Source organism: Cohaesibacter gelatinilyticus (assembly GCF_900215605.1).
In the GTDB taxonomy this organism is placed as follows: Bacteria; Pseudomonadota; Alphaproteobacteria; order Rhizobiales; family Cohaesibacteraceae; genus Cohaesibacter; species Cohaesibacter gelatinilyticus.
Map to the genome: position 1 here is coordinate 2,155,979 of NZ_OBEL01000001.1, position 14,505 is coordinate 2,170,483.

General features: G+C 49.8%; 12 protein-coding genes. 7 read left to right on the top strand and 5 right to left on the bottom strand.

Going from position 1 to position 14,505, the window contains the following annotated elements; genetic code table 11:
* Positions 1–5: 5 nt before the first annotated feature.
* Entirely contained in the window at positions 6–653 is a 648-nt protein-coding gene (betI, locus tag CRO57_RS09780) for a transcriptional regulator BetI (RefSeq protein ID WP_097153060.1), read from the bottom strand.
* Between the two features lie 111 nt (positions 654–764).
* Between betI and CRO57_RS09785 the strand changes: the two genes are divergently transcribed.
* The 3 genes from CRO57_RS09785 (at position 765) to choV (ending at position 3,650) form a co-directional block, all read left to right on the top strand.
* Positions 765–1,685 carry a choline ABC transporter substrate-binding protein gene (locus CRO57_RS09785; RefSeq protein ID WP_097153061.1) on the top strand — a complete coding sequence of 307 codons (921 nt, stop codon included), beginning with the start codon at positions 765–767 and terminating at the stop codon, positions 1,683–1,685.
* Positions 1,686–1,779: 94 nt separating this feature from the next.
* Positions 1,780–2,616 carry a choline ABC transporter permease subunit gene (choW, locus tag CRO57_RS09790; RefSeq protein WP_097153322.1) on the top strand — a complete coding sequence of 279 codons (837 nt, stop codon included), beginning with the start codon at positions 1,780–1,782 and terminating at the stop codon, positions 2,614–2,616.
* A complete protein-coding gene (choV, locus tag CRO57_RS09795; protein ID WP_097153062.1) occupies positions 2,613–3,650 on the top strand; it encodes a choline ABC transporter ATP-binding protein in 1,038 nt (345 codons plus the stop codon). The genes choW and choV overlap by 4 nt, the downstream gene beginning before the upstream one ends.
* 71 nt (positions 3,651–3,721) lie before the next feature.
* Here choV and CRO57_RS09800 read toward each other — a convergent pair whose 3' ends face one another.
* Genes CRO57_RS09800 through CRO57_RS09810 form a run of 3 tightly spaced genes read right to left on the bottom strand, consistent with a single transcriptional unit; the run spans position 3,722 to position 7,403 of the window.
* On the bottom strand, positions 3,722–5,938 hold the full coding sequence (locus CRO57_RS09800; protein ID WP_097153063.1) for a TRAP transporter permease: 2,217 nt from the start codon (positions 5,936–5,938) through the stop codon (positions 3,722–3,724).
* Positions 5,939–5,950: 12 nt separating this feature from the next.
* Positions 5,951–6,439: a DUF1850 domain-containing protein gene (locus CRO57_RS09805; protein ID WP_097153064.1), complete on the bottom strand. Its 489-nt coding sequence runs from the start codon at positions 6,437–6,439 to the stop codon at positions 5,951–5,953.
* A complete protein-coding gene (locus tag CRO57_RS09810; protein WP_097153065.1) occupies positions 6,426–7,403 on the bottom strand; it encodes a TAXI family TRAP transporter solute-binding subunit in 978 nt (325 codons plus the stop codon). Before CRO57_RS09810 ends, CRO57_RS09805 begins: the two co-directional genes overlap by 14 nt.
* Positions 7,404–7,518: 115 nt before the next feature.
* Here CRO57_RS09810 and hutG point away from each other — a divergent pair, with 115 nt between their 5' ends.
* The 4 genes from hutG to CRO57_RS09830 all read left to right on the top strand — a co-directional run bounded on the left by hutG (position 7,519) and on the right by CRO57_RS09830 (position 11,322).
* Positions 7,519–8,331, top strand: a complete 813-nt coding sequence (gene hutG, locus CRO57_RS09815; RefSeq protein ID WP_141401213.1) for an N-formylglutamate deformylase — start codon at positions 7,519–7,521, stop codon at positions 8,329–8,331.
* Between the two features lie 91 nt (positions 8,332–8,422).
* Complete coding sequence (locus tag CRO57_RS09820; protein WP_097153067.1) at positions 8,423–9,799, top strand: formimidoylglutamate deiminase; 1,377 nt, start codon at positions 8,423–8,425, stop codon at positions 9,797–9,799.
* A gap of 6 nt (positions 9,800–9,805) precedes the next feature.
* On the top strand, positions 9,806–10,561 hold the full coding sequence (locus CRO57_RS09825) for an IclR family transcriptional regulator (protein ID WP_097153068.1): 756 nt from the start codon (positions 9,806–9,808) through the stop codon (positions 10,559–10,561).
* Positions 10,562–10,839: 278 nt separating this feature from the next.
* Positions 10,840–11,322, top strand: a complete 483-nt coding sequence (locus tag CRO57_RS09830; protein ID WP_097153069.1) for a hypothetical protein — start codon at positions 10,840–10,842, stop codon at positions 11,320–11,322.
* On the opposite strand, the gene CRO57_RS09835 is transcribed toward CRO57_RS09830, so the two are convergent.
* Positions 11,317–14,454, bottom strand: a complete 3,138-nt coding sequence (locus CRO57_RS09835) for a 2Fe-2S iron-sulfur cluster-binding protein (protein WP_244580046.1) — start codon at positions 14,452–14,454, stop codon at positions 11,317–11,319. The two genes, CRO57_RS09830 and CRO57_RS09835, sit on opposite strands and share 6 nt — an antisense overlap.
* Positions 14,455–14,505 lie beyond the last annotated feature (51 nt).

Here is a 14,505-nt window from a genome sequence, read left to right on the forward strand (position 1 = left end):
GCGTGTTACTCCTGCGGCTTGGAAATTGGGTCCATGGGGCTAGGATCAGCACCCATTACGGAACTATTTTCATTCTGTTGTATTTCTCGGCACTCCGCGTCAAACGCACGCAGAATATGAGCAATAGCCTCGCGTCCATCTTCTACATTTTCATCAAGGGCATAACGCAAATAGAGGCCATCAATCAGCCCTGCAATCCTGCGAGCCACATCTGGTGCCCGCTCACCAATCAGAGAACGGAGCTCAAAAACCAGATTGCTATGCAGACGGCGCTGATAAACATAGAGAAGTCTGCGAGCGTCCGCAGAACTGAGTGCAAGCGTATAGAATATCAACCAGGCATAGATAGCTTCACGGGTGAAATTCGGACTGGAAAAGCTTGCATGCACAATGGCTTCAAAACGCTGTCTGGGCGTTTTTGCCTTTGCAAGCTTCTCACAGAAGTCCTCACCATGGCGACGCAGCAAATCCCGCATTGCAGCCAGAAACAAACTGTCTTTGTCTTTGAAATAATGGAATGTAAGACCTGCTGACATGCCAGCACTTTTCGCAATCTGGCTGATTGTCACATTCAGAGACCCTGCCGCCGCCACTTCTTTGATAGTAGCGGCAATAATTTCTGCGCGTCTCTCTTGTTCCGTTTTCCTGACCAATGCTAGTTTCCTGCAAAATATGTTGCAAATTGGTCTACCTTGTTATTTATTGAATAGTCAATCAATAACTATCAAAAATCACATATCCAGAGTTTGAAAGAGAGATTTGACATGAAACTGGCTGTTGCTGCCTCTATTCTCGCCTTGTCCACTGGTGCTGCTTTTGCCGATTGCTCAAAAGTGACCTTCTCAGATGTTGGCTGGACGGACATCACCGCCACAACTGCTGCCGCATCTACGGTTCTGAACGCCATGGGATACAAAACCCAGACCCGCGTTCTGTCTGTACCTGTCACCTATATCTCTCTTGAAAAGGGTGATGTGGATGTCTTCCTTGGCAACTGGATGCCAACCATGGAAGCTGACATCAAGCCATACCGCGAAAAAGGAACCGTCGACACCGTACGTGCGAACCTGAAAGGTGCCAAATACACCCTCGCAACCAACCAAGCAGGTGCCACACTCGGCATCAACAGTTTTGACTCCATTGCCAAACATGCCGATGCACTGGATGGTGTCATCTATGGCATTGAGCCAGGCAATGATGGCAACCGTCTCATCATGGACATGTTTGAAAAAAATGCATTCGGCCTGAAGGATTTCAAAATCCGCGAAAGCTCCGAGCAAGGCATGTTGAGCCAGGTTGAGCGTTTGACCAAGCGTGACAAGCCAATCGTCTTCCTTGGTTGGGAACCGCATCCAATGAATGCGAACTTCAAGCTGACTTACCTAGAAGGTGGCGACGACTATTTCGGTCCGGATCTGGGTGGTGCAACCATCTACACCAACACCCGCAAGGGCTATAGTGAAGAGTGCCCAAATGTCGGCAAGCTCCTGAACAATCTTGAATTCTCTCTGAAGATGGAAAACGAGATCATGGGCGCAATCCTGAATGACGGCGAGAAAGCAGACAAAGCTGCTGCTGCATGGCTCAAAGCAAATTCTGGCATACTGGACGGATGGCTAGCTGGTGTGAAAACCCTTGATGGCAAGGACGCCTTGCCAGCGGTCAAAAAAGCCCTCGGCCTGTAAGACAAGACAGAAAAGCCTCACCTTCCCAAGGTGAGGCTTTTTTCTTACACACCGCACCTTTTCCCTGCCCTAGTTAATTGAAGGAATGCTTGCTGTGGAATGGCTCTACGAGCACAAACTCCCTGTCGGGGATCTAGCCAGTGCATTGTTTGAATGGGTTCGCACCCACGCCGAAGGACCTCTGGATATTCTCAGTCTCATACTGGAAAATACGATCGATGGCATTCTTTGGCTTTTGGACACTCCTCATCCATTGATCGTGATTGCAGTTTTTGTCGCTGCGACCTGGTTCATCCAACGCAGCTGGAAAACATGTCTGCTCGTTGGCATTGGCTTTCTCTTCATTCTCAATCAGGGTTACTGGCGCGAGACCATGGAAAGCCTGACCCTTGTGCTGACTTCCTGCGCGGTGTGCATGGTCATCGGAGTGCCAATCGGAATTGCCGCAGCCCATCGGCCAAGGCTTTACGCAGCCATGCGACCGGTCCTTGATCTGATGCAAACGCTGCCAACTTTTGTCTATCTAATTCCAGCCATCGTCTTTTTTGGTATTGGCATGGTACCGGGCCTGATCGCGACCGTCGTGTTTGTTCTACCAGCTCCCATCCGCCTCACCCAACTTGGTATTTCCTCAACGCCAGATCGCCTGATCGAAGCAGTCCGTGCCTTTGGAGGCTCTGATCGCGATGTGTTGCTGAAGGCTGAACTTCCCTATGCCATGCCACAAATCATGGCGGGCTTGAACCAGACCATCATGCTTGCCCTGTCCATGGTTGTGATCGCAGCCCTCGTCGGAGCAGATGGCCTGGGTGTTCCCGTTGTGCGCGCCCTCAATCAGGTAAATACAAGTCTTGGCTTCGAAAGTGGTTTCATCATTGTTGTTGTCGCCATCATCCTTGACCGAGTTCTGAACAGGAAGCGCGAACAGTGACCACTGCAATCAAATTTGACAATGTTTCCATCGTGTTTGGAGACAAGCCAGAGACTGCTCTGCCTTTGATGGATCAGGGGCTGGATCGAACCGCAGTTCAGGAACAAACAGATCAGGTCATGGGCGTTCATAATTGCTCATTTGACGTTCATGAAGGTGAGATCTTTGTTCTGATGGGACTATCCGGCTCAGGCAAATCGACTCTCCTACGGGGCGTGAATGCCCTGAACCCGGTCGTTCGTGGTGCCGTTCATGTCAACAATGGCGGTACGCTCACAAATGTCACCGAAGCGTCTACACAGGAATTGCGTCATATCCGCAGCCAAAGTGTTGCCATGGTCTTTCAGCAATTCGGCCTGCTCCCTTGGCGTAGCGTCGTCGAAAATGTCAGCCTGGGCCTGGAACTGTCTGGCATGGGCAAGAAGCGAAGGCGGGAAATTGCCATCGAGCAGCTCGCCCTTGTGGGGCTGGAAGACTGGGCAGACAATATGGTCTCCGAATTGTCTGGCGGCATGCAACAGCGTGTTGGTCTGGCCCGTGCCTTTGCTACAGAAGCGCCAATTCTGTTGATGGACGAACCGTTTTCTGCCCTTGACCCTCTCATCCGAAACAAGTTGCAAGACGAGTTGCTGGATCTGCAGGCCAAACTGAAACGGACGATCCTGTTTGTCAGCCACGATCTGGATGAAGCCTTCAAACTCGGCAACCGTATTGCCATCCTGGAAGGCGGTCATATTGCCCAGATTGGCACGCCACGTGAAATCTTTGCCAAGCCTGCAGATGACTATGTGCAGGACTTCGTGGCCCACATGAACCCACTCGGCATTCTTCGTGCCAGCGACGCCATGAACAAGACGCACTCAGATAGCTACGAGCAAACAGTGAAGACTGAAGCTCTACTGGCAGACATTCTCGATACAATCGCAGACAACGATCAACCAGTCGGTGTTGTGAAAGGGGATAAAGTCGTTGGCGAGCTGACCCGAAGAAAAGTTCTTCGCTTCCTTGCCGGACATCTGAGTGATGACGGATAGCTTTATCACCCAGTTGTAATTTGGCAAAAGGGCCGGAAACAAGCTGTTTCCGGCCCTTTTCATATCTTGATTTATGCAGTCTTGGCTCGTCCCTGCATCATGGCCAATGTCAGAATTGCCACCACGATAAGTGATCCAATGGTAATTGCTATCCAACTGTTGGAAATCAGGATCAGACCAGCAAGTGTCAGCAAGATCTTCTCTGCCAGCACAAGATCCCGTCCCCAATACCCAATATAAGCTGCAGATAATGCAATGATGGCCAATATGCCGCTCACCAACGCCAGGACAAACTCTGTTGCCGAGAAATCGACAAACAGAAGACTTGGCGCATAAATGAACATGAACGGCACCAATGCTTTACCCATGGAAAGACGGAAAGCCGTTGTACCAGTTCGCATAGGGTCGGCACGAGATAATCCGGCAGCGGCATAGGCCGCCAAGGCAACCGGTGGCGTCACATCCGCAAGCACACCAAAATAGAACACGAAGAAGTGGGTCGCGATCAATGGCACATCAAACTCGGTCAATGCAGGTGCTGCGATTGAAGCAAGGATGATATAGGTCGGCGTTGTAGGAATGCCTGCCCCCATCAAGATACAGGCAATGGCAACTAAGCAAAGACCGAAGAACAAAGCAATGGACTTCTCAGACAGCAACCCCGTGAAATCAAGAGCTGTGACATAGGCTGCCAAATCATAGGCCAGCTGAACAACTGCAGCTGAAAATTTGAAGCCAAGCCCGGTCAGGGTCGTGATGCCAAGAAGGAACCCGACACAAGCACAGGCAGCACCAATTGCCAGAGCAAATTTTGCACCATCTTCAAAGCCGATAACCAGACGTCTTGGTGTCAGCACGGAATGCAGATCCATGTCGCGATTGCCCATTTTATGAGCAAACAAAGGTACATAAGAGAATGCGATTGTCAGCAGGATACCCCAGAAAGCAGCCAAAAACGGCGTATATTGCATCAAGAGCAATGCCACCATGACACCCAGCGGAATGAGCAGGTGCCAGGAACGTTTCAGAACTGCCGCCAATTGCGGGATCTTGTCTGAGGACATTCCGGCCAGCCCGAGCCGCTTGGATTCCAGATGAACCATGACCAGAATTGCCAGATAATGGAAGGCAGCAGGAATGATCGCAATGAGAATGATCTCATTATAGGGTACACCCAGCATTTCCGTCATCACGAAGGCCGAAGCCCCCATGATCGGCGGTGTCACTTGTCCACCACAAGAAGCTGATGCTTCAACCGCACCGGCAAAGCGCCCGGAAAAACCCATCTTCTTCATCAAAGGGATCGTAAATGCACCCGTTGTAACCGTATTGGCAATCGGCGAGCCGGAGATCATCCCAAAGAAGCCTGAAGACACAACCGATACCTTTGCACTGCCACCTGACTGGCGACCGGCAATGATGGTTGCAAGGTCGATGAAGAGCTGACCAAGCCCGCTCATCTGAGCCAGAATACCAAACAACACGAAGTGGAAGACATAGGTCGCAACAACGCCGACAGCCACACCATAGATACCTTCTGTACCCACGAACAAGTGATTGATGATACGATCAATCCCATAGCCACGATGCGCCAGAATGCCGGGCATGTAGGGCCCGAACATGGCATAGAGAACACAGAATGCACCGATATAGGCAAGCGTTGGCCCCATGGTACGGCGTGTGGCTTCCAGCGTCATGATGATGGCAATCAAGCCCATCATATATTCTTGCGGTCGAGGCTCGCCCACATTCACAATGAAGATGTCTTTGAAGAAAACGGCGAGATAGGCAGAAAAGCTGGCTCCCAGAGCTGCAAACAACCAGTCACGTAACGCGATTTTATGAGAAGCCTTCCCACGTCCCTTTATCGGAAGGGTCAGGATTGTCAGGCCCACCATAGCCGCACTGAATACATAGGTGGTTGTGCTGTCTGGCAGCTGGTCGAACAGATCAAAGATCAGGAAGAGATAAAAGGCCGCAAACAATATGGACGAGCGCCAGATCGCAGCGGTAGGCTCTGCCCGCTTGCGCGGAAAAACAAGGAATACCAACCCCATCACGAAGGCAAGATGCACAGTTCGGTGCATGACTTCGTTCAGAAGACCAAACCCTGCCGTATACAAATGGAACAATGACAAGGTGACAGAAGCGATCGTAACAAGAATTGCAACCGGCCCCAGAAGATTGCGGAAATTTGACTCAGAGTCATATTCCTTGATCATCGCCTCGATTTCATCGGGCGATAACTCGGAGTCGGACTGTGCTGTCTGACTTGGCTGCGTCGACATGGTTTCGTTTCCTTAGTTCGCACAGATTGCTATGCCAAGACGGCTGGAACCGAAATCGGCCAGCGTGACGTCCTGATCGGAAAGATGCAGAATGTTGAGATATTCTCGTTGGATACGCAGCTGGATACGATCGAACTGCCGATCCATATCCAAAACAAATTTTCCATCCTGATGACGCCAACCCTTGGCACCGACGTCCCCCGCGAAAGAAGGAAGCCCTGCTCCATGCGCCTCAAACATCTCTGCGATCTGATGTATGCCCGTTGATTTGATCTCATAAATATCAAGGACAGGTGTTAGCGATACCGAATGAATGAATGAGAGCGAAAACATCCCTTCGGAATCAACGGAATATCGAGCTATTTCCTGATCAGAATATCCTTCGAAAAGACATAGCTCGCCATCTAAACTGTCGGCTTCAGCCGAAGCCGACAGAATGAACAGGCTTGCCATGAAGGCAAGCCATCTTGTTCCAAAAACCGTCAGCTTACTTCGAAACACCGATTTCCTTGTAGTATTTCTCAGCACCGGGATGCACAGGAATGGAAACACTCTCAAGTGCAGTTTTGGCAGCAATTTCCTTGCCTTTTGGATGCACTTTGCCAAGGGTTTCTGTGTTCTCATAAAGAGCTTTGGTAACCGCATAGATGACATCATCTGGCACTTTATCATGCGTTGCCCAAATAGCGCGAACAGCCAGTGTTTCCACATCTTTATCAACGCCCTTGTAGGAACCAGCCGGAAGGATGGAGCTTACATAATAAGGCTGTTTCTCTTGCAGCTTGGCAATTGCCGGGCCGGTCAGTGGAACAATGCGGATCTCATGGCCATTGGCCAGCTCGGTCACGGAAGATGTTGGAGCACCTGCAGTGATAAGCGACGCATCAAGATTGCCGTCTTTAATCTTCTCAACGGACTGGGAGAAGGAAGAGAAATCTTCGGAGACATCATCACGAGACATGCCATGTGCTTCCATAAGATCACCTAGCAACTGCCATTGACCGGATCCAGGAGAACCGGAAGAGATGGACTTGCCTTTCAGGTCTTCGAACTTGTTGATGCCGGAATCGGCACGAACAACCAGCTGAACAGTCTCTGGATAGAGAGCACCAATCGCACGCACATTCTCAACTTTTTTGCCTTCAAACTGGCCGGTACCTTTGTAAGCAGCATCCAGAATATCAGCGGCAGCAAAAGCACTTTCGATCTCGCCACGGCTCAGAAGCTTGGTGTTGGCGACAGACGCGTTACCGGTTTCTGCGGTTGCAGACAGTTTGGTGTTAGGCAGCTCTGCGGTGTTTGAAATCAACTGCGCCAGCATACCACCAAGTGGATAATAGGTGCCACCTGTGCCACCGGTCGCAATGCCGAAGAAAGAACGGGTTTGTGCGGCTGCACCCTTCACAGACAAGCCAGCCAAAGGCAGAGCTGCTGCGGAAAACATTAGGGTTCTGCGAGTGAGCATCTTTTCCTCCTTGTGATACCAACCGGGATTTTCTCGCGACCCGGCTCCTGAGAATAATTGACTCACAAATTTTTAAATGTCAAATTAGAATTTCAATAATGAAAAAGGCCATGCCGTGACGACACCCAATTTGACCCCTTCAGAATTGATGCTTCAGGTGACTGGAACCCAACCAATCCTGATCAATGTTCCCCATGCCGGCACACAATTGCCTCCATCCCTGAAGGCCAATCTGCGTGATAATGCGCTTAATCTGAAAGATACGGATTGGCATATGGCTGACTTCGCCCTGCCCTGTGCCGAATTGGGTGCAAGTGTCATGGCAGCAAATTATTCGCGCTATGTGGTTGATCTGAACCGATCACGCGAAGACACGCCTCTTTACTCCGGTCCCACGACAGGTCTGATCTCTCAAATCGATTTTGATGGTGAGCCACTCTATAAAGAAGGAATGGCTCCAAACCATGATGAGGTCCAATCAAGGATCGAAACCTATTGGGTGCCATATCACGATGCCTTAGAAGCAGAGATACAGCGCATCAAATCCAAGTTCGGTATGTGCATTCTGCTCGACCTGCACTCAATTCGCTCACAAGTTCCAAGACTGTTTGAAAATATTCTCCCGGACCTGAATCTCGGAACGAATAGCGGCCAAAGCACCGACTTCAAATATGAAAGCTGTGCTGAAAATCTGCTCAGTTCTAGCAGCTATAGTTTTGTGAAAAATGGCCGTTTCAAAGGCGGATACATTACCCGCCACTACGGCAGACCAGAACAGAACATTCATGCCCTGCAACTCGAGATTGCCCAATCAACTTACATGATTGAGCAAGCACCCTGGACATTGGTTCAGAAAAAAGCAGATCAGCTCACGTCTACAATCAAGGGACTTGCCTCCGCATTGCTTGTTGAAACCAGCACAGCATAAGCATGCTTGTCCCCGCCTGCTCATTCGTCTCCCTACTTATGAGCAGGCCCTTCTTCGCTATACGCCTACCAAGCCCAAAAGGACATAAGAGATGGCCGGTGGATTTCACTTTAAACAGGTCCTGACCGAACAAGGCTGGATGCACGATGTCTCGATCCAGATTGACGACAATGGTCACATCGAAAGCCTGGTTCAGGATGCGAATAGCAGCGCTTATCCTGTCTTTAAAAATCCGGTCATTCCGGGAATGCCGAACCTGCATAGCCACTCTTTTCAATATGCGATGGCAGGTCTGTCCGAGATTCGCAAGAACCCGGTAGACAGCTTCTGGTCCTGGCGCGAAATGATGTATTATTTTGCGCTCAATGTCTCCCCAGAAGATCTACAGGCGATCACAGCAAAGCTCTATATGGATCTTCTGAAGGGTGGCTATACTGAGATCGCCGAGTTCCACTATCTGCATAACGATATGGACGGCAGCTATTATGCATGTCCTCAAGAGTTGTCTGCATCGATCATCCATGCAGCGGAACGCACTGGCCTAAACCTGACACATTTGCCAGTCTTCTATGCCCACGCAAACTTTGGTGGCTTGGCTCCTGAGGACGCCCAAAAGCGCTTCATCAATTCCAGAGATCAGTATGTGTTGCTACTGGAAGAATTGAAGAAACAACATCCTTCACACAATCTTGGCATCGCCCCGCATTCCCTGCGCGCTGTTACCGAAGATGAAATGACCTGGCTCATGGAGCTTCGCTCAAGTTTGGTTCCAGATTGTCCGGTTCATATTCACATTGCCGAGCAGACCAAGGAAGTTCAGGATTCCATTGCCTATAGTGGCATGCGTTCAGTTGCGGCACTGATGAATCAGGCTCCAGTCGACGAAAAATGGTGCCTCATTCATGCAACACATCTGGATGATAGCGAAGTCAAAGCGATCGCTAAATCTGGTGCAACTGCAGGCCTTTGCCCTCTGACGGAGTCGAACCTTGGCGATGGTATTTTCCGCGGGACCGATTTCATGAATGCTGGTGGTCATTTCGGAATCGGCTCCGACAGCAATATCTGCACAGAAGCAATGCAGGAACTAAGAACCTTGGAATATAGTCAACGGCTGGAACGAAGACAGCGAAATGTCTTCTGTTCAGATGCCTATCCGAACAATGGCACCAATCTCTGGGTGAATGCTGCCAAGGGTGGAGCCCGTGCCTGCGGAAGAGAGATTGGGCGAATCGCAGTCGGAGCACGGGCTGATTTTGTCGAAATCAGTTATGACCGAGATGGCATAATGGCGGCAGTTTCACCAGAAGCCGTATTGGACTTCCATATTTTCTCTGGTCAACAGGCAGAAATCAGAGATGTTTATGTCGCCGGCAACAGGGTAATCGAGGCCGGTCGACATCCTCTGGAAGATAGCATCAACTCCGCCTATATTTTCGCTTTGCAGAGGCTGGCGCAAAAGCTATGACAAGGTATGTCTAAGGAAAAAAAGTACCAATCGAATTCTCTTCTGCGCGGGCTGCGTATTCTGGAAGCCTTTGGATCTGGGCACGCACAGATGACTTTGTCACAGATTGCTGATGAGATCTCGGTGACAAGTTCAGCTGCATTCCGCTTTGTTCATACGCTGGAACAAGAAGGCTATTTGATCAAGAATGAAGCCGCACGGACCTTTCGCCTAGCACCAAGAGTTATGGAACTCGGCTATAGTTACATAAAGGCCTTGGACCTGAGCGAAGTCGCAGCAGATCACGCCAGAGCATTGCGTGATCATTCCGGCTTCTCAGTACATGTGGCAGTTCTGGAAAATACTGAAGCGGTTTATGTTTTCCGTGCCATGTCCCCCAGCCCGATGGTATCGAACATCCCGGTTGGCTCCCGGCTCCCGGCATTTGCAACCTCCATGGGTCGCATCATGCTTTGCTCCCTGAGTGATGAAGAGCTTGACCGTCGCTTTGAAGACTATGAATTTCAAAAATTCACCGAAACAACTATTGAAACACTGGATGAATTGAAATCAGCATTGATTGAAGACAGAAAGCGCGGATATGTCGCTCAGGCCTCACAATTGGCAGAGGGAACTGTTGCAATCGCCGCCCCGATTTACGATCGATCAAACTATGCCATTGGCTCGGTTAACATCTCCGGGCACCGCAATCAGCTCACTGCAACCGAGGATCTGATTCAGATGGTACGCCAATGCGCTGAACGCATCTCGGAAATGCAATAATCTGTACTGCTCCGCTTTATGAAACCTCACACAACTAGACAGTTCAAAATTGGAAACAGTCTTGAACCTGTTAGCTGTGTGGATTTCATATAGAATAGAGATTAACGTTTTTTATCAAGATATTAGAACTTGCTACATTTGCACTATATGGACTAGACAAAGGCGATATGGTCATATGAAAAACGACAAGGTCAATGCTAGAAACAATCAACCGACCTATTATCAATTTCTTACCCAAAACCATCAATATGGTGGGTTTTGGCAACCATTAGGCTCTCATGAAATCTACATATGTCTATAAGCTCAACGGTCCCGCCACCTCTGCAGTCACATTATTCATCCTGATTTTTTCCGGCCTGATGGTCTTTCTCGCTTTTCTCGAGCCAGACAAATTCATCGGAATTCAGATTGGCCTTCCATTCGGAGCGATGGCGTATGGGGCACTTGCTGCTGGAGCTCTCTTTCTTTCTATCCGTTTAGTTTGGATCTGGTCCAATCAGAGGAACAGCACACGGGCTATCTCTCTGCAAGCCGAAGTCATCACATTACCCAAGTCAGTAACTTCAAACAGAGAAATTACAATTCCCTACAGCAACATCACGAAACTAAACTATCTCAAAATTGCTCGTACAAGCCTGAATGTCATTCAAATCCACCACGACAAAGGCATCACACAAATTTCCGATCTTGGTTTCTCAACCCAAGACGAATTTTCCGAGATATATGATAACCTCCGCCAGAAGATTTCCAAATCTCTATAGGTCGACGATCACAACACCATCTTTTGCTGCAGCTCGTGATTGGCAAAGGATCATCTCCTTCTCTCTTTGAGCTTTGGAGAGCACAAAATCTCGATGCTCGACATCCCCTTCAACAATGCCGCATTTGCAAACACCGCAAATGCCATCTGAGCATTTCACATCTACTGAGATGCCATTTTCGGTCAGAATATCCGTTGCAGATCGATCCGCAGGAACAAGGAATTCCCTTCCGGATTTCGCTAGCCTGAGCGTGAAATCATAATTCTCATATTCGGGTAGTTCTGGAACATTGAAGAATTCAAAATGACGCGCCTCATCGGGATAACCCTGCTCTTCAGCGGCATCCAGCACACCATTCATGTAACGCTCTGGCCCGCAGGTATAAACATGATAACCGTCCTGATAACCTGCCAGAATTGCATTCAAGTCAGCTCGCGATCCCTCATCACTGAAGTGCAACTGAAGCTTATTCTTCCAAGGAAACTCAGCCAGATCACTTAAGAACCCAGCATTAGTCCTGCTTGAGCACGAATAATGAATGGCAAAATCAGCACCAATTGCATGTAAACGATGCGCCATCGCAATCATTGGTGTGATACCAATCCCTCCCCCCATGAGGAAGGTTTTCTTGGCAGCCTCATCCAGACCGAAATGATTGATGGGTTTGGAAATAAAGATCTTGCGACCCTCGTTGAATATACGGTGCAGCAACTGAGACCCTCCGCGCCCTTCATCCTCTCGTAAAACTCCGATCTGATAGCTTTGATTGTTGGCAGGATCACCTGACATGGAATATTGACGCAGGAATTCCGGCGCCACCACAATGTCCAGATGAGCCCCTGCAGTCCAATCTGGCAACGGCGAGCCATCGACCGAACTGAGCTCATATTTGTTGATGCCAGACGTCATGGCTTCAACCCTGGCAATCTTCACCCGTATCACAGGGGCATCACCCTCGATGTGATAACTGTGTGCAAGATCATCAGTCTCCCCAGCGGCCAACCGAGCCTTATATTCCTTGGCCGTGATCATGGCTTGATAAGCCTCAATCCCCTTTTCTCGATCCATTGGGAAGGGAAATGGCCATGGATGAGGAGCCAGATTGGCGGGATAAACCGCAAGGGTCTGATCTTCATATTGCAAATCGAGACTTGTCTGAAGCGCCCGTTCATTAACCGGCTTTTTGGTAGGCCTGTATCCGCCATCTTCCTCAATCTCGAGATCCCACCACCATTTCTTGATGGGATTGATCTCACCATTCCCGACTTTATCATCAAGTTTGGCAAGAGCTGGCGCCAGTTTGGGAAAGTTCATGGCCGCCCAGCGGAATGGAGCTTGAATGAACAAGCCTTCCAGATTCCATGGACAGGTTTTCATACAACGCCCACACATGGCCCCACCGGGTTGTGTCACCCGATAAGTGGTACATTTCTGACTATCAGACTTCCAGATTTCATAGCCATTGAACATCAATTTGGGACCAGCCGTGATGGCCCCTGAAGGACATTCCCGCGCACACTTGTTGCAGGCATTGCAAAATTCCTGCAGACCAAAATCAATGGGTTTGTCATGTTCCATCGGCATGGTGGTGGTAACCGCGCCTGACTTCAGCCTTGGTCCCAAAAATGGATTGAGGATCACTTCACCAATACGGCTAACTTCCCCAAGGCCAGACAAGAGCAACAATGGTGGCTGCAGGACTTCACCATCCATAACCGAATGGGCTTTGGCAGGATAACCAAGGCGGCGTATTTGATTGGCAATAACACCACCAAGGATCGAGAATCTCAGATAAGCCCGCATGGACTGGGACACAGCAATCCAATCATCACCAGAAGCCCCTTCCATGGTCTCAAAGCCCTGATCAATGATCATTGATATGGCCTGATCATGGGGCGGGTTGATCTCATCCCCCAGAGCGTTATGAGAATACCAAGCCCACTCCGGGCACCGGGATAGTCCGATGGCATCTCCTCCCAGAAAGTAAGCTGCTGCCTTGATATTCTCCGCATTGGACTTGGCAGATTGTGTATGCTGAGATTTTTCCGGATTGGCCGGGCCATCCTGCAGTAAGGTAAAGGCCCCCAAGGCACGGCGCTGCGCCATGGAAGGAGCTGATTTGCGAACATAATGGCCGTTTCTCGCCGCTTGTTGATTGCCTTTGCCCATGTCACCAAACAAAGAACGTGCAAACATATCCGTGCGCTTTGGTACTCTTGGCACCCGCATTTCATCAATGAAGGTGGTCGGATCATCGACACGCTTCAGCTTCTCGAACGGATGCGCGCCATCAACGAAACGCCGCTTGCTGAATGGCTCATGATTGAAGGCATTTTTGGCAAAACCCTTACCGACCATCCAGGCGGGTCCATAGGTATGGAATGAAGACTGCTCTTTCAAAGGCTTGATCGGATGATCAATCTGCATCTCGAAATTGGTTGTCACAGCCGCCAGACCGAAACGGGTTCCCAGATACGGGTTCACCACCTGACCATCTTCAACACCCGCCAAACCACTGGCGACAGCCAACTGATTGAGGTCGACATCACTGGTGGAGCCGGTATGTGCCCGGGCGTCATATCCAAGCAATCTTAGATATTGAGCCAGTACAATTGCCACCTCGGAAGATCGCATGCAAGCACGTGCCTCTTGCGCATCCATGATCCAATCAGCTCCGACCTCTCCTTCTTCGGGATCACGAACGAACTCCTGAGCAATGACCAAAGCATGACTATGCTTTTCAATTCCCGTTGGAGGCGCTTCCATTGACTCCTTCAGGTCAGCCATGATGACATCAACACCCGAAGCCAGGGTTGTTGTTTGTTCATTTTGCAGCTTGTAGGCCAGCGCCTCAATGTCAGGGTTCACATACGGCTTTTCCAACAACGCGCTTTGCGGGATCTTGGCAATTGCCATCATGGAGGCATCGGAAAAATACCCAAAAGCCTTCATATGATTGGCACGCTCCGATCGATCCTCTGGCACTTCCGCCTTTGCCTTATTGATCAATCCGATGCGAATGGCATCGAGCATGGCCTGCGCCTCTGCCATTGCATTGACAAGGCTTTCTCGATGATCGGGCCTTTGGAAAGATACGACAGGATAGGAAGGCACACCAGACAGGTCGGGCATTCGCTCAGTTCTGGCGAGCCTCTCAAGAGGATATCCTCCCATGGAAACCGG

Excerpts from the sequence above, each read along its gene's own strand:
- CRO57_RS09785 (WP_097153061.1), top strand. The coding sequence starts at position 765 with ATGAAACTGGCTGTTGCTGCCTCTATTCTCGCCTTGTCCACTGGTGCT.
- CRO57_RS09800 (WP_097153063.1), bottom strand. The coding sequence starts at position 5,938 with ATGTCGACGCAGCCAAGTCAGACAGCACAGTCCGACTCCGAGTTATCG.
- CRO57_RS09810 (WP_097153065.1), bottom strand. The coding sequence starts at position 7,403 with ATGCTCACTCGCAGAACCCTAATGTTTTCCGCAGCAGCTCTGCCTTTG.
- CRO57_RS09820 (WP_097153067.1), top strand. The coding sequence starts at position 8,423 with ATGGCCGGTGGATTTCACTTTAAACAGGTCCTGACCGAACAAGGCTGG.
- CRO57_RS09825 (WP_097153068.1), top strand. The coding sequence starts at position 9,806 with ATGTCTAAGGAAAAAAAGTACCAATCGAATTCTCTTCTGCGCGGGCTG.
- CRO57_RS09830 (WP_097153069.1), top strand. The coding sequence starts at position 10,840 with ATGAAATCTACATATGTCTATAAGCTCAACGGTCCCGCCACCTCTGCA.
- CRO57_RS09835 (WP_244580046.1), bottom strand. The coding sequence starts at position 14,454 with ATGCCCGACCTGTCTGGTGTGCCTTCCTATCCTGTCGTATCTTTCCAA.